Consider the following 19,946-nt stretch of genomic DNA (forward strand, 5'->3'; position numbering starts at 1 on the left):
ACCCCGAAACAGAAGCCGAATTGCTTCTTCATGTTGGGGGAATTGATATGGTCGTTATTCACAATGCTGGCATAAGGACTCTGGTAAACGGACTTTAATCGATTGCAGGGATATTCTTTGTCTTAGAAGGAGAAAGCGATTCCGACAGGAAAATGACACCGCGTGCATAGGCGACCTTGCGCCGCTCGCCCGCTTCCGCCAGCATGAATGTCGCCGCCACGCTCACCCCGGCTGCGAGCAGCCCCCGCCAAAGCGATCCGATACTCGCAGGCCAGGTCGCCGCCAGCAGCACCATGACAGGCAGGTGAGCGATATAGAGCGTGAAGCTGGCGCCGGCGCAGTAACGGATCGTCCGCTCCACTCGGGGCGGCCAAATCGAATGGTCGGGCGTACATGCGGCGAAGACGACGACCATCGCAGCCACCAGCACGCCAAGTTCCAGATAATAAACCATGCTGGCGGTCAAAATCGCGGGCCCAGGCCATTCGAACAGCGGCACGGCGAATACGCCTGCCCAGCGCCGCCATGCAAGCGCCGAGAGGGCCAGCACGGCTAGGGTCGCCGTCCCTACAAGCGGCCTGACGCGCGGCCGCAACTGCACGAGATGCCAGGCCGCGACGCCCAACAGCCATAGCGGAAAGGCCACAACGATGCGTGGCCCGCAGACCATCAGCCACAGGGTCGCGAAAATCCAACGCCGGGCTCCGCGCATGTACACTAGGATGGCGAAAGCCACATAGTAGGCCGCTTCGAACCCGAGCGACCAGAACGGAGCCCCGGTGGAGATCACGGCGCGATCGAACCAGATTTCGTTGGTGAAAGTCAGGTAGCGCAGGACCGAAAACCAATCCGGGCTGACGCCGACAAGAGCGCCACCCAGCGTCGAGTCCCCGGCATGGCTGACGTCGTAAAGTGCGGGATTGGCCACAGAGCCTGCGGCATGGCAAAGCAGCAGGGCCACGATGGCGAGCGGCGCCACGGACCCCATCCGCAAGATCCGCGCACGTGCGAAGGAGCGCCAGTCCTTCTCCTTGCAGGTCGTCACGAAAGCGATGACGAAGCCCGAAAGCATGAAGAAGATGGCCACGCCCTCCTTGGCGCTGTGCGCAAGGATATCCGGCAGCTCCAGTTGGTACACAGCGCCCATGTGCCCGACGAGAACGAGTAACGCGGCCGCGACCCGCAGCAGGTCGAGGAAGACGGACAGATTCCTGCTCAAGACGTTCCCCGTTTGCGCATAACCAAGGGATCGCGGCACTGCGTAATCTTTTTCAGGACACGATCAGTGCGAGTACCGGAAGATCGCCGGCAAATTGCGATGACCCCAGGCTAGATGTTGCAGCGAAGGATCACAACGCGAAGTACATCCGAAATACAGGCTATTGCAGCATCGTCGTGAGGAAAAGGACAAAGCCGCGTCGATTGACGGAACGCCAGGTGCCCCGCTTCGACAAAATCGACGATCAAATCGAAGATGGCGACTTCACCACGTCGCAACGATCATCGCGATACCGCCCCACAGACCTGCACTGATGACTGCACCCGCCAACCATCCCCGCCAGAGAATCGGCGGTGCCCCGATGCGAGCGGGGCGTGAAGCGACCGAAGTCTTGGATCGAAGGGCGTGTCGAGGCGTCTGCATGCTCGTGCCAATACGCCAGCACTTCCATGCATCTGGTTAATCGCAAACCCTGGATGACTCCGCAACCGATTGCATAAGATCAGCCAACCACTGCGCTGCAGCGGTTGCTTACAAGCGCCTCCAACCGTTGCAGCATCTCATCTCGTAGCAACTCGCGCGTGCCGGCAAAACTGACGTACGGCTCCATGCCCGCCAGTTCGGTCAGTGCCCGGGCGGTCCGCTCCGGACTGAACCCGAGCAGTCGACGGGCAATCGGCAACTCTTCCAGCACGCGCTTCGCTTGCACCTTGAGGAACGGCCCGGGCGATGCAGGCAGGAGCCGGCGCTTGAACTCACCGAAAGCAATCTCGGGATCGAGCGCCAACATGCTTCCGAAAGGCTCCGCGCGCTTGCCGAAACGAAGCAAGGGCATGGGATCGGGCGGCGGCACCAGCGAGACTTCCACCCGGAGGTCCAGGGATGCAGCCCAGTCGGCCCACTTCGCGGTCGAGAAATTGCGCGAAACGGCAAAAGGCCGCCAGGGAATGCCATAAGCGTCGGCCAGGATCGCACCATGAAGCGATTCGGTCAGGACCAGCCGCGCACCAGACAAAGCAGCGATCACTTCGTCCGGATTGCGCCTGGGATCTACCAGGTCAAAGCCAGCCCAGTCCACCGCCCGCTTCCAGCCAGGAAAGGCGATCGTCTCGTAGTGAGGAACGACCAGTGTGCGCCTGTCCCTCCGCGGCGGAAATGCAAAGCGGTCGACCAGCGGAGCCAATATGGCACCGTCCGTCAATTGCCGGTCCGCGGACAATCCCAGGACCCGCGCGGTTATCGGTCCTCGAACACAGTGATACTGCACTTCGAGGCCGTCCCAGCGACCGGCCCCAGTATAGCCGGCGCCACTGGAGAATACATGGAGGCGGCGATAGCCGCCAGGATCGAGCCCGACGATCGTACCGATCCCGACGAAAGCCTCATCGCCGTCACCACCATCCCGGCCATCGAACAATGGAGCGGCCAACGCCGGCCATAGCACCGTATTGAGATCGTCGCCGAAATTGGGAACCGAAGGTTCGTAGCGCATGAGTTTCAATGACCGCGCCCCTTCCGGAAACGGCGGGACATGTTCTTGCAAGCGCACCCCGAAATCGATCCTGACGGCTCAAAGGCGTTACAACGCCTCGGCGCGCGCCCGAGTGGGCGTAGCGATGCCGCCAAATCGACGAGAGGCGATCCGCATCGGTCACGGACGCGACCAAGCTTGGGGCTATTCACATACACTATGAGCCGCTCCAGTGGCATCCGAGTGCCTTACATTGCTGGACATGGCAACGTGCACCTGCCCGCAACCGCATTCCCTTCGGAAGTAGTACCCGACAAACATGGCACGAAAACCCAATGCTAGTCCAAAACGGATATATTAAATATCACCTCACATTAAATACATAAAATCAATACTTGAGTTTCCCACCTTCTAAGATCTATAATTAAAAAGCCGTAAACGATCACACGGTCGTCGCTCCATCTCCGATTCGCGGAGAAGGAGATACCTCGCTCATTTCGGCCGATAAAATGAGCGAATTACGTATTATTACTCAGGAGGAAGGGCATGACTACTTATAAAGGGACCGATGGGGACGACAAAGTCGCTGGGTCCAGCAGCAAGGACGCTCTTGTGGGCGGAAAGGGCGTCGACCGCCTCTATGGCGGCTCGGGCAACGACGCCTTCGTCATCAAGCTGTCGGACTTCGACGCATCGCTGAGCAGCAATGCGTCTCTCGGCGCCAAGACCCAGGATTTCATATACGATTTCCACGGGGCCGGAGTTTACGAAGCGGGGAACAACGACTTCCTGTACCTCTCGGGCTTCGGTGCAGGATCGACGATCACGTTCACCGGATACGGGTACAACAGCGCGAACCCGACCGGGGATGTTCATGCCCAGTACTACACCATCCACAGCACTCTCACTGGCCTCGACTACGTCATATCCGTCGGATCGACGAACGGAAACCTGCTCAAACTAGGCGACTACAACTTCTACAACTGACTTACATCTGAAGTCCGTGAAGTAAGCATACTTTGCCGGAACGTTCGAGGGAGGTGCTATCGGCACCTCTCTCGTTCGTCGCGTTACCGTAACCCGCTCTACGGGGGTTTCGAGGGTCTCGGAACACGTCCATTAAAGTATAGAACGCTCTCAGAATTAGGCCCGGTCCCATATAGACGCTTCTGGTCCGTATCCATCTGGAAGACTTTCCGCCCCCATGAAAGGGCAGAGTAATTTATACCCGAACGAGAGCGCAGCACCGCCAAACGCTGGCTATAATTGATCTCTATCGGATCAATCACCGGTAAGAAAGATCGTGATTGAATGGTTCTTCCTTTGAAGAGCCACGCCTCGGTAGGCCAGAATGGCGACACGATTTCAGACATTTGCGGATCTGGCATTCACCGGATTCAAGTAGCGAGTAGGCGACCAATGCGGATATTGCCGGCCATCCTTTCACTATTGATCGCAGGCGGTATGGCCTCCGGTTGCGCCAGCGCTGGAGCTTTGCCAGAACTGGCCTCCATAGGCGGCGATACAAGCTATGCACTGGGCTCCGGAGACAAGCTCCGGATCACCGTGTACGGGGAGGAAAAGCTCAGCGGCGAATATCTCGTCGACGGATCGGGCGCAATCGCGTTTCCGCTGATCGGCGCCGTCCAGACCAAGGGATTGAGCGCCCCTGCCCTCGCCGAAAAATTAACCATCGCACTCAGGAAGGGCTATCTCGACAACCCCAGCGTCGCGATCGACGTGCTCAATTTCCGTCCATACTATATTCTGGGCGAAGTCAATACGCCAGGAGAGTATCCTTTCGTCGAAGGGCTCACCGTATTCAGCGCAGTCGCCAAGTCCGCAGGCTTCACCTATCGAGCCGACGAAAACCGAGTCTTCATCCGCCACAAGGACGGTGCCGCAGAAATTCTGTATCGACTCGACGGCACTACTCCAGTGCAACCGGGCGACACGATCCGCGTCCTTGAGCGCAGGTTCTAAACTTGTGCAAACGCTCATAACCGTCGGGCATAACGCCATGACCATCGTCGCCCCCCCCATAGGGTACATGTGCACCGGGGTTGCTGCGCTAGTCTTGTCCATTGCCTGGGCCCATCCCGCCGAGGCCCAGACGATAGGACCGCTCATTAGCGAACCTGACGATGTTCCCGGACGCAGGGTGATCCCTGAGTACAAGCCACTCGGCTATGATCTCGCCGGATTCAACGTTCTGCCGACGGTCATGTTTGGCGCGCGCGGCGATGACAACGTATTCACTCGAACCAGCGTCAAGAAATCCGACGTCATACTCCAGTTCGAGCCGCGCTTGCGAATCCGCAAGGAAAACAAGTTCAACAATATTTCCTTGGAAGCGATGCTTCGTACAAGCACCTATCTCAAGCTATCAGACCAGAATTCGGCCGAATACCGTCTTGAAGGCACTTATGCCCGCGGTACCACCAGTCCCAATTCAATCACCGCCAATTTAGGCTATCGCCGTGAAGCAATCCAGCGCGGCACAGTCGAAAACGATCTTCTCGGCGGCGAGCCGCTGTTGCGCCGCGTTCTCCACGGATCACTCACCGGCCGCAAGCAATTCAATCGCCTTTCCCTCGACACGCAGATCATCGGCATGTCCCAGCGTTACGAAGACGTGGAGAGTGCGGCCGGGTCTATCGATCAGCATTTTCGCAACGTCACGCGTTACGGCTTACAAGGAATAGCCTCCTACGAAGTCAGTGGCCGCACGGCAATTTTCGCTGGCGTCGAGTATGACCATTTCAACTATGCCCCGTCACGTAGGCTGGTGAACCGCGATGCCGAAAACTGGAATGGTACGGCAGGAATCCGCTACGAGATCTCGCGCCTTATCTACGCGCAAATGGGTATCGGATATCGACGCTACGACTTCAAGGAACCCGCACTCGGTGCCGTGTCCGGCTTCGCCCTGTGGGGCCATCTTCGCTACTTCCCCTCGCGCCTGCTTGCCGTGCGCGGGAGCATCGAACAAAGCAATACTACCAGCCCTTACGATCTTGTCGGTGCAGTCACGCTGACTTCAGCCAAAATCGAGGCAGAATATGAAATGCAGCGCAGTATATCGTGGCTTGGTGCAGCAAAATTTTCGCTCGAAGATTATGCCAAGCAACCTTATTCGGCACGCCGCATCGAAATTTCCGCAGGTCCAAGACTTCGCTTCAACCGCTGGCTTTTTGCAGATGCCAATCTTGGCTATGCAAGGCGGTTCGTGAATGGCCCGGCGCCGTTCGAGGGCTATTCGCAGGTCTATGGCCTAATTTCCATCACGTTATCGCGATGAGTGCGCGCATTTTCTTGGCTTTTGGTCAGTTGGCCATGGAGCGACGGTTCGCAAACGCGCACCGGTGCTATCTGTCCTGGTTGCATGGAGCAATCGCAATTTGTGCTCGTACCGCGCGGATAGACCGACAACGCGGTAGCGCAGCGGCGCTCCTTCTTGCCGCGCTCATCATACTTCCACCGATCTACCTGCTCATCCAAACGAATGGATCACGGGAAATCCGCGCACCATATGCAAACATGGAGCAGCGGTGGCATGCGCCAATAGCGCTCGGGCATGAAACGCCAAAAGTCGAACTTCAGGTCTTTGCCGATCTCGACCCCATAACGGCGCGTGAATTGAACGCCTCCGTTCCTTTTATCCCGCTCGGCGCAGATCGCCCTATACCATTTCACATGCGGCCCGAAAGGGCTGAATTCGCACGCGCTCGTGACTGCCTTGCCAGCGCCATGCTGTATGAGGCGGGCGATGATCGGCGCGGCCAGGCTGCTATCGCTCAGGTCGTGCTGAACCGTGTACGCCATCCCGCATTTCCCCATTCGATCTGCGCCGTGGTCTATCAAGGCTCGGAGCGCACGACGGGGTGTCAGTTCACGTTCACTTGCGACGGCGCTTTACGGCGTATTCCTTCGGCTTCGGCATGGCATCGTGCACGAACAGCGGCATTGGCCTTCCTCACAGGAGAAACCTATCCCGCGGTCGGAATGGCCACGCATTATCACACCGATTGGGTGCACCCTTACTGGAGCCGTTCCCTTGACAAGATCGCCCGGGTAGATTCCCATCTCTTTTTCCGCTGGCATGCCGGCTGGGGCCGTATAAGCGCATTCAAGGCCGCTTATGCGAATATCGAACCGTTCGAACCAAAGCTCGCCGTCCTTTCACTCGCGCATCGCGATCCCATCCTGAGTGAATTGGCCGAAAGCGAGAATCTGACCAATCTCGCCGAGCGCGATTTTCAAGCATCTTACTCGCGAACTTTGAATGCTCGTGATGGCGATTTCTTCATACTCGTCGACGGTAATGGTGACGGAAGCAGGCTGGCGATGCAGGGCTTGGGACGATGCGAAGGTCGCCCCTATTGCAAGGTTGTCGGCTGGGATCAGCGGTCGCAACTCTTTGGCTCGCCAGAGAACCCCGTCATTCGTACGGTCGTATTTCTCTATGTAAGCGACAAGCGAACCGGTGTCGAAATCGTGCTGTGGGACTGCGCGCGCTTTAACCGCCCGTCCGACGAACAGTGCCTTTCGGACAAGAACCGACGCTGGATCAACTTCCAGGGCGACTTTTCTCATGCATCATGATCTGCTGGCATTCTCACATGCAGGCAAGCACATCGCTTCGCCTCAGCTAACATCCGTTTCGCAATCCTGGAATCCTCTCGAACGAGGATTGGCCCAGTCATGACCATCATCCCACTACGAGCGAGATGCCATTTGTTGGCACTACTGATGACATCTTGCATGTCCGGCCCAATCGCGGCCGAGACCCTTGGCGACGCTATGGCGAGCGCGTACCGACAGAACCCAGGCGTCGAAGCGGCCCGCGCGTCCACGCGTGCTGCAGTGGAACGTATCCGACAAGCCAAGGCGCAATTCGGCCCCACCCTTACCGCTGATGCCAGCTACCTTTACGCATGGCGGCGCGTCACTCAAAACGGCACGACCGCACTCAGGCAGCAGGGTTTCACGCCGCAACTGTCTCTCACGCTCGACCAGCCGCTGTTCACTTCGGGTCGCCTGGCCGCGCAAAAGAACATCGCTAAAGCTGGATACGGCGCTTCGGTCGCAGACATGCGGTCAAGCGAACAGGAACTGATGGCTAACGTCATCATCGCCTATGCAGCCGTACTTCGCGATGAAAAACTGGTCGACATCGCGCGCGCTAACCTCTCGCAACTCACAGAGACGCTAGACCAGATCAACGCCCGCTATACTGCACGCTTCGCCACCGAGACCGACTTACAACAGACCCGCAACCGTATCTTCAGCGGCCAAGCCCAGCTTGAACTAGCACAAGGCAATCTGCTCGCCAGCCGCAATACCTACAGAAACCTGCTGGGCCACTACCCCGACGCGCTTGCTCCGCTACCCCAACTGCCGCCGCTGCCGCGCACGATTGAGGAAGCGCAAGCGATGGGGTTGCAAGGCAGTCCGTCAATCGCGGCCGCGCGATTCGACCTTGCCGCGGCCGAAGGTCGGATCGCGCAGGCGCGTGGCAACGCGCGTCCCTACGTTGGAGTTCAGGGCAACCTCGCCCGTTCGGCCCTGACGATCGAGCGGGACGATCCACGCGAGCTTGCTGCGCAAGTGCAGGTTGGTGTCACGGTCCCGCTCTATTCCGCCGGCCTGCTTTCCGCACGCATCCGTGAAGCAAAGCAAATTGCCGATTCCGCGAGCCAGCAACTGGAGCAGACTTCGCGCGACTTACGTGAAAGCATTGCCAGTTATTGGGATCAGCTTTCCGCTACCCGGCGTGCCCTGCCCGCCTACATACGCGCCGTCACCGCAGCACAGAGCGCGCTCGACGGATCACAGCAACAGCAGTTGGCCGGACAGGTGACCGCGATGGATGTTCTCGATACCGCGCGCGATCTGCTTACCTCGCGCCAAGCACAGGCGCAGGCCGAAACGCAGCTATACGTACAGCACGCCCTCTTGCTGGGCGCCATGGGACAACTGCGGGCAGAAAGCTTCGCCACCGGCACGCCGCCCTACGATCCGGATGTCTACAGGTCGGCGCCCTATGCCGGACTGCCGACTGGCTGGCTGGTCGAGGCGATCGATTCCGTCGCTCTCGATAGCGGATTCAGGCCTTCGCCCGTACGGATCGAAAACGACGCCGAACCCAATCACGAAATGGCGCAGGAACCGGAAGGACAATGATAATGCCGCCCGTCCTTCAGCGGCAGTGCCCTTCCCTCATCGATATAGGGAATGCTCGATGAATCCGGCTCGAGAAAACATGCTCACAGGCGTCCGGGGAATGCTACAGGCAGTACTTCCCGTCTTGTGGCCGATCCTCGTGTTCAGCGCGGTATTCAATATACTGCTGCTGGCCGGGTCGTTCTTCATGCTGCTTGTTTACGACGACGTGCTCGCCAGCCGGAGCGGGGCGACACTTGCCGGACTGCTGCTCATGGTCACAGTGGCCTACATCTTCCAGGGTGCCATCGACGTGATCCGGTCTCGCGTCCTGCTCCACACAGGTGCGAACGCGGACCGGCGCCTGTGCGATCGTCTCTATGACGTAATCAGCCGGTATGAGCAGGAAGTCGGGGCCCTGCCGTCAGGCGCAGCGCCGGTGCGCGACCTAGATCTGGTACGGGGATATATCACGGGCCCTGGCCCGCTGGCTCTGCTCGACCTGCCATACGTCCTGATGTTCCTGCTGATCCTTACCCTGTTTCACTGGGCATTGGGATTGGCTACGCTAGTGGGCGTACTGGTCATGGTCGCACTGATGATCCTGGGCGACCGGCAGGTTCGTGCCCCCGCACTTCAGGCTGCGGCCATTGCCGCTGCGCGCTTTACGATGGCCGAAGACGTGCGCCGCAACGGCGAAGTTGTGCGCGTGCTCGGCATGGGCGGGCGGCGCCGTGCAAGCTGGGATTCTGTCAGCTTCAACCTGATTTCCGCCTACGACGAACTCGCAGGTGTCTCTGGACGCATGCAGGTTATCGGCAAGGCCTTCCGCCTTTTCCTGCAGTCTTTCGTGTTGGCCGTGGGCGCGTTCCTCGTCATCGATGGAGACGCGACCGGCGGCGTCATCATAGCTGGCTCGATCCTGAGCGCGCGGGCGCTCATGCCTGTCGAACAGACGATCGGTCAATGGAAGCCGATGACGGAGGCCAGCCAGGCGTGGCACCGCCTCACAGGCTTGCTGGAGCAGGTGCCCCCGCGCGAAGCCCCAATGCCGCTGCCCCGCCCCTGCACCAGCCTCGAAGTACAAGGGGTGGTATGCGGGCCGCCCGGACGGCATCGCGTCACAGTCGCCAACGTATCCTTCCGTCTATCCGCTGGCGAGGCACTCGCGGTGATAGGCCATAGCGGCTCCGGCAAGTCGACGCTGATGCGCGCGGTCACCGGCGCCTGGCCACTGCTGCGCGGGGCGGTAAGATTGGACGGCGCTTCGCTCGAACAGTGGGACCCGATACAACTCGGTCGCGACATCGGTTACATCCCGCAGACGATCGAGTTGTTCGAAGGAACCATCGCACAAAACATCTCTCGCTTTGAAAACGATCCCGATCCTGACAGCATCATCAGCGCAGCGCGCGCCGCCGACGTCCACGACATGATCGTGGCGCTGCCCGGCGGCTACGAATACCTGCTCGGCGGGGCTGGCGGTGGCGGCCTCTCGGCGGGGCAGAAACAGCGTATCGCGCTGGCCCGTGCCCTCTACCGCGATCCATTTCTGATCGTGCTCGACGAACCCAACTCCAATTTGGACGCAGCGGGCGAGGATGCTCTTGTCGAGGCCGTTCGCGTCGCAAAGGAGCGCGGCGCCATCGTGGTGATCGTCGGCCACCGACCGACCATCTTTGCGCATGTCGATCACATCATGATCATGGCCAATGGCCAGATGATGCAGATGGGCGAACGTGCGGAGATGCTCAAGCGCATCAACTTCAATCCCGCCCCCCAGCATCCCGCAGATGCTCCAGCCGAGTAAGGCCCAATGACTAGCCAGATCGTCATTCAACCCGGCACTCTCCCCACACCCTTCGGCAGCGCTGTCTACCAACCGGAGCATAGCCTGCAAAAAGAGGTGCGCATGGGCCTTGTACTTTGCGGCACGCTCGTGCTCGGGCTGGGCGGGCTGGCCACTTTTCTGCCGATGACCGGCGCGGTGATCGGGCCCAGCGAAGTCACCGTCTCGTCCCACGTGAAGGAAATCGCCCATCCATCCGGCGGCGTCGTCGCCGACGTCATGGTGCGCGATGGCGACCACGTCAAAAAGGGGCAGCCGTTGATGCGCCTCGATTCCAGAGTCACGAGCGCAGCAGCGAACTACACTGGAGAGAATGTCGACCAGTTGCTGGCGCGCATCGCCCGACTGACGGCGGAGCGGGACAATGCCACCGATGTGACCTTCCCCGCCGAACTGACACATCGCGCAAGCGATCCCAACCTTGCTGCGCTCATGGAGCAGGAACGCAAGACTTTCCGTCTGCGGCGCAACACCCGCCGATCGATGGCAGCACAATTGGGTAAGCGGATCACGCAGGCTGAGGCAGACGTTGCGAATTCGCGCGCCAAGGCAAAGAGCTTCACCGACCAGGCAACATTCATCAACGACGAACTCGGTGCCACCCGCAAGCTTTACGAAAAGCGCTACACGACGCTCGATCGGCTGAATGCCCTGGAGCGCTCCGCCTCCGGTCTCACCGCGGAGGCAAGCGGCGCGCGTGAAAGCGTAGTCTCGGGAATCGCACGTATCGGGGAATTGCGGTTGCAGATGGGCTCGATCGAAGCCGATGCGCGCAGCACCGCCGCGGCCGAACTGATGGACCTGCTTTCTCGAGTGAGCGAGCTTCGCCGAGCCCAAGTGGCGGCCGACGACAATTTCGAACGCGCGGTGATCCGGGCACCACAAGCCGGCGTCGTCGACAAACTGGCCTATCGCACCATCGGGGGCGTAGTCCCTGCAGGGCAGACCATCCTCGAACTCGTGCCTGACGACGACAACATGATCGTCGAGGCGACTATTTCACCGGTCGACATCGATCAGATTCATACCGGCCAAAAAGCGACTGTGCGATTCAGCGCCTTTTCAAGCCGGACCACACCCGAAATTACCGGAACGGTCACCCACGTCTCCGCCGACAGGACGGACGACAAGGCATCCCACAGCGCCTTCTACCGTGTCACCGTAACGCTGACAAAGGGTGAGATTGCCAAGCTCGGCAAACTGCGCTTGCGGCCGGGCATGCCCGCGGAAACCTTTATTCAAACCGGCCGTCGCACCATGTTGAGCTATATTCTGAAGCCACTTGCAGATCAGCTCGCACGCGCGTTTCGTGAAGGCTGAATTGAGGCGTGTTATGAAATATTATTTCAGTGCATTCCCCAAAAGGACCTAACACTACTTTTTCAGAATGTTGATTTTTGAAATTTCCTATGCGTTGACTGCGCGATTCATAAGGCGCAGCTTTTATTGAGGCTAGCGATGGACGAGGGCTGGTAAGCGCAAGAGCGCGGATTCGACGCTGGAAAGAAGATTGTGGGGCGCAAGCGACACATCGTCGTCGATACCGATGGAAGGTTGCTGATGCTCACCTGAACATTGCAGATATTTTGGACAGCGCCGGCACCCAGACCATCCTCGATAGCATCCGCAGACGCCGGCCCTGGGTCAAGCATCTGTTCGCCGATGGCGCCTACGAGCGCCGCAAGCTCATGAACAAGGCCAGCTATCTGGACTTCGTCGTGGAGGTCATCCAATGCAGCGATCGGCAGCAGGCTTTAAGGGTAAGCGGTAAAAATCCCCCACATTTTCAGATGCTCCGAGGTTGGTAGTTTCGCCGCAATAAATGGCGAGGTTACCAGTGAGTGATGAAACTGATTTCGAAACATGTTTCGAAACGAACGCCCCGGGTCAGGTGCAGCGGCTTGACGTGATCGAAAGCCCGCGGGGCAAGCGGCACTGGACGCCCGAGGCGCGGGCGCAGATCATCGCGGAAAGTCTGGAGCCGGGCGCCAATGTGTCAGCGGTGGCGCGCCGCCACGGGATGTTTCCGCAGCAGTTGTACACATGGCGACGCGGATTGCGGGAGCGCGCAGAGGCGATGACCTTTGTGCCTGCGATGGTCGAGCGCGGAAAGGTTGACGAGTTGTCCAGCGCGGCAGTGCCACCAGTGAGCGGCCAGATCATCGTCGAGGCAAGCGGGCTGTTGATCCGCATTCCGCCCGACGTGAGCGCGGATCACATCGAGCGGGTGTTGTTGGCCGCGCGGGTGAGCGCGTGATCATCCCGCCTGGCCCCCTGAAGGTGCTGGTCGCAACGCAGCCCGTGGACTTCAGGAAAGGGATGGTGGGCCTTGCCTCGCTGGTCGAGCGTGAGCTCAGACTCGATCCCTTCTCAGGCATGCTGTTTATCTTCCGGGCGCGCAGGGCGGACCGGATCAAACTTCTGGTTTGGGACGGCACCGGGCTGGTGCTGGTGACCAAACGCCTGCACGATGGGAAGTTCCGTTGGCCACGCCCGGGCGACGGGGTGATGAAGCTGTCGGCGGCGCAAGCCTCGGCGCTGATCGAGGGGTTGGACTGGTCGCGCGTGCACGTGCCGCGCGTGCCCAAACCGCTTCATGCGCAGTAGGCCGCAAGCCTGATTCTGCTTGGCGCAAGGCTGTTCCTCGCGAGGCAAAATCCGCTAGAATGCAGGCGTGGCGGCGCATCCAGAACTCACTGCAGCGACCGGGCCTGAAGCCGGATACGACGAGCTTCCCGACGACGTCGAGCAGCTCAAGGCGATGCTGCTGGCCGAGCGCGCCCGCGCAGCGCGGCTCGAGCATATCCTCAAGCTGATCAACCGCACGACCTTCGGCAAGCGTTCGGAGAAGCTTCCTGCCGATCAGCTCGCACTGGCGCTGGAAGACCAGGCCGTGGCCCTTGGCGAAGCCCAGGGCCTGCAGGCTAAGACAAACGAAGAAACCGAGCGTCATGGCCTCGTGCCTCGCAAACGCCGGCCCGCCGATACACAGCGCGCATCGCTGCCGGCGCATCTGCCGCGCTTCGAGGTGGTGATCGAACCCGACAGCCTGGAATGCGCCTGTGGCGGCGCGCTGCACAAGATCGGCGAGGACCGTGCGGAACGGCTCGACATCATCCCGGCGCAGCACCGCGTCATGGTCACGATCCGGCCGCGCTATGCATGCCGGTGCTGTACCGATGGCGTACACCAGGCCCCAGCACCGGCGCGCGTAGTGCCGGGCGGCTTGCCGACCGAAGCGCTGATCGCCGATGTTCTCATCAACAAATACTGCGACCACCTTCCACTTTACCGCCAGTCGAAGATCTTCGCGCGGCAAGGCATCGAGGTCAGCCGCGCCACGCTGGCCAACTGGGTTGGCCGGGGCATTGCGGCGCTGCTGCCGATCGTCGACCGGATGCGCGTGGATGCACTTGCACGATCACGGCTGTCCGTAGACGAAACCACCGTCAAGGTGCTCGCACCGGGGACCGGCAAGACCAAAACCGGCTACATGTGGGTCATCGTCTGTGACGACCGGCCCCATGGCGGTGCCGATCCGCCGCTGGCGCTCTACACCTATATGCCCGGCCGCGGGGCCATGTGGGCCAGACAGCTGTTGGGAGCCTACCAGGGCATCCTGCAGGTCGATGCCTGGCAAGCCTACGACCAGTTCGGCAAGGATGACCGCGCCAATGCTGGCGTCTGGAAATCCTACTGCTGGGCGCACCTGCGACGTAAGTTTGTCGACGCGGGCAGTGATGCTCCGATCGCGCAGGATGCGTTGCAGCGCATCGCCAGGATCTACGGCATCGAAAAGGACATCCGTGGTCGCCCGCCCGAGGAACGCCTCGCTGTACGGCAGGAACGGAGCCGTCCGCTGGTCGAGCAGCTCCACGCCTGGTTCACCGCCATCAGCCCCCGCGTCATGGCTGGCTCGGCGACAAGCGACGCGATGAAATATGCGCTGAAACGTTGGGCCGGCTTCAGTCGGTTCCTCGACGACGGGCGGATCGAGCTCGACAACAACTCCGCCGAACGTGCCATCAGGCCAGTGACTCTTCAGAGGAAAAATGCGCTCTTCGCTGGCCACCAGCTCGGAGCCGAAAACTGGGCTGCGATCGCCTCGTTGGTCGAAACCTGCAAGATGCTGGACCTCGAGCCCTACGCCTACCTCTCCGATGTGCTCGCCCGGATCATCAGCCGCTCCGACACCGATCCAATCGACGACCTGCTCCCATACAACTGGGTCAATACAAACGCCGGGCAAACCATGTTCGAAATGAGCAACATCGCCACCGCTGCTTGATCACCGAAATTACATCGCCAAACCTGCCGTGGCGGCTCCACCGCCACGTGGGGGATTTTTACCGCTTACCTTTAAGGTGCTGCCGAGGTGCCGGGTCGTCGCGCGGACCTTTGGCCGGATGATCCGATGGCGGCGATTGGTCCGGGACTATGAGAAGCGGATCGACGTCTCGCAGGCCATGATCCCGTCGCCATGCGCCGCAATCTCCTACGCCGAAATGCTCATCCCTGATTTCCAAATCGATTCTTACATATGAGGGGAGGGAAGGCGACATCTTTGAGCCGCCGGTTCTGGCCCAAGGCTAACACCGATCTCACCTTCCGATATTAACCCGACGGTTGTCGCGATCGACTGTCCAGGCGAAGGGTATGTTCTTGTCGCCCGCTTCGCAATGGAGCCAACCTTCACCGTGGCGCTGCCAGTCAGCTAGGGTCATCTCGCGGGCATCCTCGTTCAGCCATAGAACCGGTTCGGGGAAGCTTCTGTACCATTGGAGGCACTTCATGCGCGCGGCCGACAGGGCAGCGACGTATGCTTCAAGGTTGCGGTTACGGCCGCTCCAGTCGATCCAGCCGATTGCATTGTCCTGGCAATAGGCGTTGTTGTTGCCCTGTTGCGTGCGGCCCAGTTCGTCACCGGCGGTAAGCATGATCGTTCCGGTGGAGGCAAACAAGGTGCCGAGCAGGGCTTTCAGATCCGCGTTTCTCGCCGCAAGGATGGTCGGGTCGGCGCTCGGCCCTTCGGTGCCGTTGTTCCAGCTGAAGTTTTCACCATGGCCGTCGCGGTTGTCTTCGCCATTCGCCCAATTATGGCGATTTTCGTAAGCGACCGTGTCTGCGAGAGTGAAGCCGTCGTGCGCGGCAAGGAAGTTTACGGAGCGGCAGCCGCCCGCAGGTTCCTGCGCCCCGAAGATGTCGGACGATCCGGCCAACCGTGTCGCCAGTGCGTCGATCCCACCCTCCCCCTTCCAGAAACGACGCACATCGTCCCGAAAACGGTCGTTCCACTCCAGCCAATTTGCCGGGAACTGGCCCAGTTGATAGCCGCCCGGGCCAATGTCCCAAGGTTCGGCGACCATCACGCGGTCGGCAAGCAGCGGGTCTGCAGCGATTTCGGCGAAGATCGGCGCCGCCGGATCGAAGCCTGGCGCGCGCGCCATGATAGGGGCAAGATCGAAGCGGAAGCCATCGATACCACAACCGGCGACGAAATGGCGCATGGTATCAAGGGCAAGGCGGCGCACGGCGGGATTGGCGAAATCAAGCGTATTGCCGCAGCCGGTGTCGTTGATGAGCTGTCCATCGGGCGCGCGCGCATAGGCTGAATCGTCAAGGCCGCGCAGCGACAGGACGCCGCCCGCCGTATCGCTCTCGCCGCTGTGGTTGAAGACGAGGTCGAGCAGCACACCGATCCCCTCGGCATGAAGGGCGGCGACCGTGCCGCGCAATTCGGCAACGCCTCCCGGACAGAGGCCCGGGTCCAACGCCATCATCGCCACCGGGTTATAACCCCAGGCATTGACGAGGCCGAGCGGTGGCAAATGGCGCTCGTCGATCCAGGCGACGACCGGCATCAGTTCGACGGCGGTGACGTGGAGCTTTTTCAGGTGCGCGACGATCGCGGGGTGGGCCAGCGCCGCGACGGTGCCCCGCATGCTTTCCGGCACGTCCGGGTGCAGCATGGTGAAGCCACGCACGTTCAGCTCATAGACGAGGCCCCCTCGCGCAAAGCGCGGTGGTTCGGGCGGTAGGGACATGGTAGCGGCCGGAACGATGGCGCGGGGGACGATGTCGGCGGTGTCCTCGCCGAACAAGGCAAGGCGCGCATCCTGTACGAAACGCCGGTCCAGCTCGACCGCATAGGGGTCTACCAGCAGCTTGCCCGGGTCGAACCAGAGCCCCCGTTCCGGTGCCCATTCACCCGCGGCGCGGTAGCCGTAGCGGATGCCGGCGAGATCCCCCGGCAACCCGACCGTCCATTCGACCCCGTCGCGCTCCATCGGATGGCGGGTCTCCACCGCCTCCTCGAAAAGGCAGAGCCAGACCATGTCGGCATGGGGCGAGCGCACCGTGAAGCGCGTTTGCCCGCCTTCGACGCGCGCACCGAGCAAGCTCATGCGAGCAGTGCGGCGTAGAGGTCCGCATAGGCCTTGCCACTGGCCTTCCACGAGAAGTCGCACTTCATCGCGTTCTTCTGGATACGCTCCCAGACTTCGGGTTGCCGATAGAGGGCCGCGGTGCGGGTGAGTGCGGCAGCGAAACCGTCGTAAGTGACGCCGTCGAACTGCACTCCGGTCGCGCAGCCTGCGGCGAGCGCGGCGGGGTTGGCGTCGATTACCGTGTCCGCCAGGCCGCCTGTCCGCGCGACGACCGGCAGGCAGCCATAGGCCAGGCCATATAGCTGCGTCAGGCCGCAAGGCTCGAAGCGCGAAGGGATGAGGATTGCATCCCCGCCGGCCTGCATGCGGTGCGACAGGGCCTCGTCGTAGCCGACGCGGATGCCGATGCGTCCCGGATGGCGCCCGGCTGCTTCAAACAGGGCCCTTTCGAGCGCAGCGTCACCGGAACCGAGGAGCGCCAGCCGCCCGCCGATGCCCACGAGATGGTCGATGACCTCGGGCAGGACGTCCATGCCTTTCTGCCAGGTCAGGCGGGTGACGACGATGAACAGCGGCCCATCGTCGGCATCGAGGGCGAATTCGGTTTCCAGCGCCCGCTTGTTGATGCGGCGCCGGTCCAACGTGCGATGGCCGTACCGCGCGGGCAACGCCGGGTCGGTGGACGGGTCCCAAACCTCGGCGTCGATGCCGTTGAGAATGCCGTGAACGGCGCTGCCTCGCGCGATCACCAGGCCTTCCAAGCCCATCCCGAATGCCGCCGAGCGGATCTCGCGGGCATAAGTGGGGCTCACGGTAGTCACCGCATCGGCGCAAGCGAGGCCGGCTTTGAGCATCCCGACACCGCCGTGGTATTCGACGCCGTCGATGGCCCAGGCCTCGTCCGGCAAACCGAGTTGCGAGAAGACCTCGGGACCCGACCAGCCCTGGAAGGCGATGTTGTGGACGGTGACGACCGATGCGACCCGTTGCGCTCCATAAGGAGCGAAACGCAGATATGCAGGGGCGAGGCCGGCCTGCCAATCATGCGCGTGGACGAGGTCGAAGCCTTGCGGCTTGCCGCGCTTGACCACCGCGCCACCGGCGATGTCCGCAGCAGCCCGGCCGAGGGCGGCGAACCGCTGCCAGTTGTCGCCCCAGTCACGCCCGGCGGAATCGGTATAGGGCGCGCCTTCCCGGGCATAGAGCGCCGGGGCATCCAGCACGAGCAGCGGGTGATCGCCTTCCCGCGTTCCGGCCAGCGTTCCCGACAGCAGGCGCGCCGGAGTGCCGACCAGCGAATCCCATACATGGATCGCGCGCGGGCGGCGCAGCGATGCGAGCACCGAAGGGTAGCCGGGCAGCAGGGTCGTCGTCTCCACGCCATGCGGCGCAAGCGCAGCCGGCAGCGCGCCGACGACATCGGCGAGACCGCCGGTCTTTACCAGAGGCACCGCCTCGGAGGCGACCGAGAGGACTTTCAGGGTCATGAGGCCGGGAAGTGCCAGGAAGCCTTCAGCGCCGTAACGATGGGCCAGGACTGCGGCCGGGGTATACTTGCCTTCACCATCAAAGCCCCAGCCGGTCGATCATCGGCTTGGTGATGAGGCATACGCCGTTCTCGGTGCGGCGGAAGCGGCGGGCGTCGAGTTCGGGATCTTCGCCCACAATGAGACCTTCGGGGATGCGCACGCCGGAATCGATGATGACGCGGCTCAGGCGGGCGTGGCGGCCGATGTTCGAATAGGGCAGGATCACGGCTTCGTCCACGCACGAAAAGCTGCCCATCTTCACGCCCGTCATCAGTAGCGAGCGCCGTGCCAGCGCGCCCGAGACGATGCAGTCGTTCGAGATCAGCGAGGAGATCGCGTGGCCCCGGCGACCGTCCTCGTCATGCACGAACTTTGCGGGCGCGGCGACCACCGCGTCGGACCAGATCGGCCATTCGCGGTCGTACATGTCGAGCTTGGGCACGGTGTCGGTGAGGTCGAGGTTGGCATCGAAGTAGGCATCGAGCGTACCTGCATCGCGCCAGTATTCCTCCATCTCCTCGGCTGCGCGGATGCAGCTGTCGGTGAAGCGATGGGCCTGCGCGAAGCCGTGCTTGACGATGTAGGGAATGATGTCCCCGCCGAAATCGCGCTTGCTTTCGGGATCGGCAGCGTCGCGGCGCAACTGGTCGAAGAGGAAATCGGTGTTGAACACGTAGATGCCCATGGAGGCCAGCGCGAGGTGCTCCTGCCCAGGGATGCCCGGCGGGTCGGCCGGCTTCTCTACGAAGGCGGTGACGCGATCGTTTTCGTCCACATGCATGACACCGAACTCGGTTGCTTCCATGCGCGGCACGACCAGGCAACCGACCGTGACGTCGGCACCCGAGTTGACGTGCTGCTGCAGCATCCGCTCGTAGTCCATCTTGTAGACGTGGTCGCCGGCCAGGATCACCATGTACTTGGGATCGTGCGGCTCGATGATGTCGATGTTCTGGTACACCGCGTCGGCAGTGCCTTCGTACCACAGCAGTTCGGAGATGCGCTGGCTGGCGGGCAGGATGTCGAAGCTCTCGTTGCGCTCGGGCCGCATGAAGTTCCAGGCACGCTGCATGTGGCGGATCAGGCTATGCGCCTTGTACTGCGTGGCGACGCCGATGCGACGGATGCCGGAGTTGATCGCGTTGGAGAGCGCGAAATCGATGATGCGCGCCTTGCCGCCGAAGTAGACGGCAGGCTTGGCTCGATTGTCGGTCAGTTCCCTGAGGCGGCTGCCACGCCCGCCGGCAAGGACATAGGCCATGGCCTCGCGCGCCAGTGGCCCAGACGGTGTTCTCATCGTACTCTCTCCATCGTTCGGCTTGTCCGG

General features: G+C 61.4%; 15 protein-coding genes and 2 pseudogenes. 12 read left to right on the forward strand and 5 right to left on the reverse strand.

The window, feature by feature from the left end; translation table 11 throughout:
- Positions 1-94: 94 nt before the first annotated feature.
- A complete protein-coding gene (locus ACFFDA_RS18025; protein ID WP_404482164.1) occupies positions 95-1,258 on the reverse strand; it encodes an acyltransferase family protein in 1,164 nt (387 codons plus the stop codon).
- Between the two features lie 463 nt (positions 1,259-1,721).
- Positions 1,722-2,711, reverse strand: coding sequence for a polysaccharide pyruvyl transferase family protein (locus ACFFDA_RS18030; protein ID WP_404482783.1), 990 nt, complete (start codon positions 2,709-2,711; stop codon positions 1,722-1,724).
- Positions 2,712-3,236: 525 nt separating this feature from the next.
- Between ACFFDA_RS18030 and ACFFDA_RS18035 the strand changes: the two genes are divergently transcribed.
- From ACFFDA_RS18035 to ACFFDA_RS18090, 12 genes and pseudogenes are all read left to right on the forward strand, one after another.
- A complete protein-coding gene (locus ACFFDA_RS18035; RefSeq protein WP_404482165.1) occupies positions 3,237-3,677 on the forward strand; it encodes a hypothetical protein in 441 nt (146 codons plus the stop codon).
- A 441-nt stretch (positions 3,678-4,118) separates the two neighbouring features.
- Entirely contained in the window at positions 4,119-4,673 is a 555-nt protein-coding gene (locus ACFFDA_RS18040) for a polysaccharide biosynthesis/export family protein (protein ID WP_404482166.1), read from the forward strand.
- Between the two features lie 37 nt (positions 4,674-4,710).
- Entirely contained in the window at positions 4,711-5,991 is a 1,281-nt protein-coding gene (locus tag ACFFDA_RS18045; RefSeq protein WP_404482167.1) for an outer membrane beta-barrel protein, read from the forward strand.
- Positions 5,988-7,295, forward strand: coding sequence for a cell wall hydrolase (locus ACFFDA_RS18050; protein WP_404482168.1), 1,308 nt, complete (start codon positions 5,988-5,990; stop codon positions 7,293-7,295). Before ACFFDA_RS18045 ends, ACFFDA_RS18050 begins: the two co-directional genes overlap by 4 nt.
- 99 nt (positions 7,296-7,394) lie before the next feature.
- Positions 7,395-8,876, forward strand: coding sequence for a TolC family outer membrane protein (locus ACFFDA_RS18055; protein WP_404482169.1), 1,482 nt, complete (start codon positions 7,395-7,397; stop codon positions 8,874-8,876).
- Positions 8,877-9,000: 124 nt separating this feature from the next.
- Positions 9,001-10,665, forward strand: coding sequence for a type I secretion system permease/ATPase (locus tag ACFFDA_RS18060; RefSeq protein ID WP_404482170.1), 1,665 nt, complete (start codon positions 9,001-9,003; stop codon positions 10,663-10,665).
- A gap of 6 nt (positions 10,666-10,671) precedes the next feature.
- Positions 10,672-12,024, forward strand: coding sequence for an HlyD family type I secretion periplasmic adaptor subunit (locus ACFFDA_RS18065; RefSeq protein ID WP_404482171.1), 1,353 nt, complete (start codon positions 10,672-10,674; stop codon positions 12,022-12,024).
- Positions 12,025-12,180: 156 nt separating this feature from the next.
- Positions 12,181-12,467, forward strand: a pseudogene (locus ACFFDA_RS18070) (transposase); the annotation flags it as partial.
- A 143-nt stretch (positions 12,468-12,610) separates the two neighbouring features.
- A complete protein-coding gene (gene tnpA / locus ACFFDA_RS18075) occupies positions 12,611-12,961 on the forward strand; it encodes an IS66-like element accessory protein TnpA (protein WP_404477676.1) in 351 nt (116 codons plus the stop codon).
- Positions 12,958-13,311, forward strand: a complete 354-nt coding sequence (tnpB, locus tag ACFFDA_RS18080; RefSeq protein WP_011608149.1) for an IS66 family insertion sequence element accessory protein TnpB — start codon at positions 12,958-12,960, stop codon at positions 13,309-13,311. The genes tnpA and tnpB overlap by 4 nt, the downstream gene beginning before the upstream one ends.
- 154 nt (positions 13,312-13,465) lie before the next feature.
- Entirely contained in the window at positions 13,466-14,992 is a 1,527-nt protein-coding gene (tnpC, locus tag ACFFDA_RS18085) for an IS66 family transposase (RefSeq protein ID WP_404478319.1), read from the forward strand.
- Between the two features lie 70 nt (positions 14,993-15,062).
- A pseudogene (locus ACFFDA_RS18090) lies at positions 15,063-15,223 on the forward strand (IS5/IS1182 family transposase); the annotation flags it as partial.
- Positions 15,224-15,305: 82 nt separating this feature from the next.
- Here ACFFDA_RS18090 and glgX read toward each other — a convergent pair.
- The 3 genes from glgX to glgC form a co-directional block, all read right to left on the reverse strand.
- Positions 15,306-17,108: a glycogen debranching protein GlgX gene (gene glgX, locus ACFFDA_RS18095; protein WP_404482172.1), complete on the reverse strand. Its 1,803-nt coding sequence runs from the start codon at positions 17,106-17,108 to the stop codon at positions 15,306-15,308.
- Positions 17,105-18,577 carry a glycogen synthase GlgA gene (gene glgA / locus ACFFDA_RS18100; protein ID WP_404482173.1) on the reverse strand — a complete coding sequence of 491 codons (1,473 nt, stop codon included), beginning with the start codon at positions 18,575-18,577 and terminating at the stop codon, positions 17,105-17,107. The genes glgX and glgA overlap by 4 nt, the downstream gene beginning before the upstream one ends.
- Before the next feature lie 79 nt (positions 18,578-18,656).
- Positions 18,657-19,916, reverse strand: coding sequence for a glucose-1-phosphate adenylyltransferase (glgC, locus tag ACFFDA_RS18105; protein ID WP_404482174.1), 1,260 nt, complete (start codon positions 19,914-19,916; stop codon positions 18,657-18,659).
- Positions 19,917-19,946 lie beyond the last annotated feature (30 nt).

It is taken from the genome of Novosphingobium sp. BL-52-GroH, assembly GCF_044813085.1.
Classification (GTDB): domain Bacteria; phylum Pseudomonadota; class Alphaproteobacteria; order Sphingomonadales; family Sphingomonadaceae; genus Novosphingobium.

Excerpts from the sequence above, each read along its gene's own strand:
- ACFFDA_RS18030 (WP_404482783.1), bottom strand. The coding sequence starts at position 2,711 with ATGCGCTACGAACCTTCGGTTCCCAATTTCGGCGACGATCTCAATACG.
- ACFFDA_RS18045 (WP_404482167.1), top strand. The coding sequence starts at position 4,711 with ATGACCATCGTCGCCCCCCCCATAGGGTACATGTGCACCGGGGTTGCT.
- ACFFDA_RS18065 (WP_404482171.1), top strand. The coding sequence starts at position 10,672 with ATGACTAGCCAGATCGTCATTCAACCCGGCACTCTCCCCACACCCTTC.
- ACFFDA_RS18035 (WP_404482165.1), top strand. The coding sequence starts at position 3,237 with ATGACTACTTATAAAGGGACCGATGGGGACGACAAAGTCGCTGGGTCC.
- glgC (WP_404482174.1), bottom strand. The coding sequence starts at position 19,916 with ATGAGAACACCGTCTGGGCCACTGGCGCGCGAGGCCATGGCCTATGTC.
- ACFFDA_RS18055 (WP_404482169.1), top strand. The coding sequence starts at position 7,395 with ATGACCATCATCCCACTACGAGCGAGATGCCATTTGTTGGCACTACTG.
- tnpC (WP_404478319.1), top strand. The coding sequence starts at position 13,466 with ATGCTGCTGGCCGAGCGCGCCCGCGCAGCGCGGCTCGAGCATATCCTC.
- ACFFDA_RS18050 (WP_404482168.1), top strand. The coding sequence starts at position 5,988 with ATGAGTGCGCGCATTTTCTTGGCTTTTGGTCAGTTGGCCATGGAGCGA.
- glgA (WP_404482173.1), bottom strand. The coding sequence starts at position 18,577 with ATGACCCTGAAAGTCCTCTCGGTCGCCTCCGAGGCGGTGCCTCTGGTA.
- glgX (WP_404482172.1), bottom strand. The coding sequence starts at position 17,108 with ATGAGCTTGCTCGGTGCGCGCGTCGAAGGCGGGCAAACGCGCTTCACG.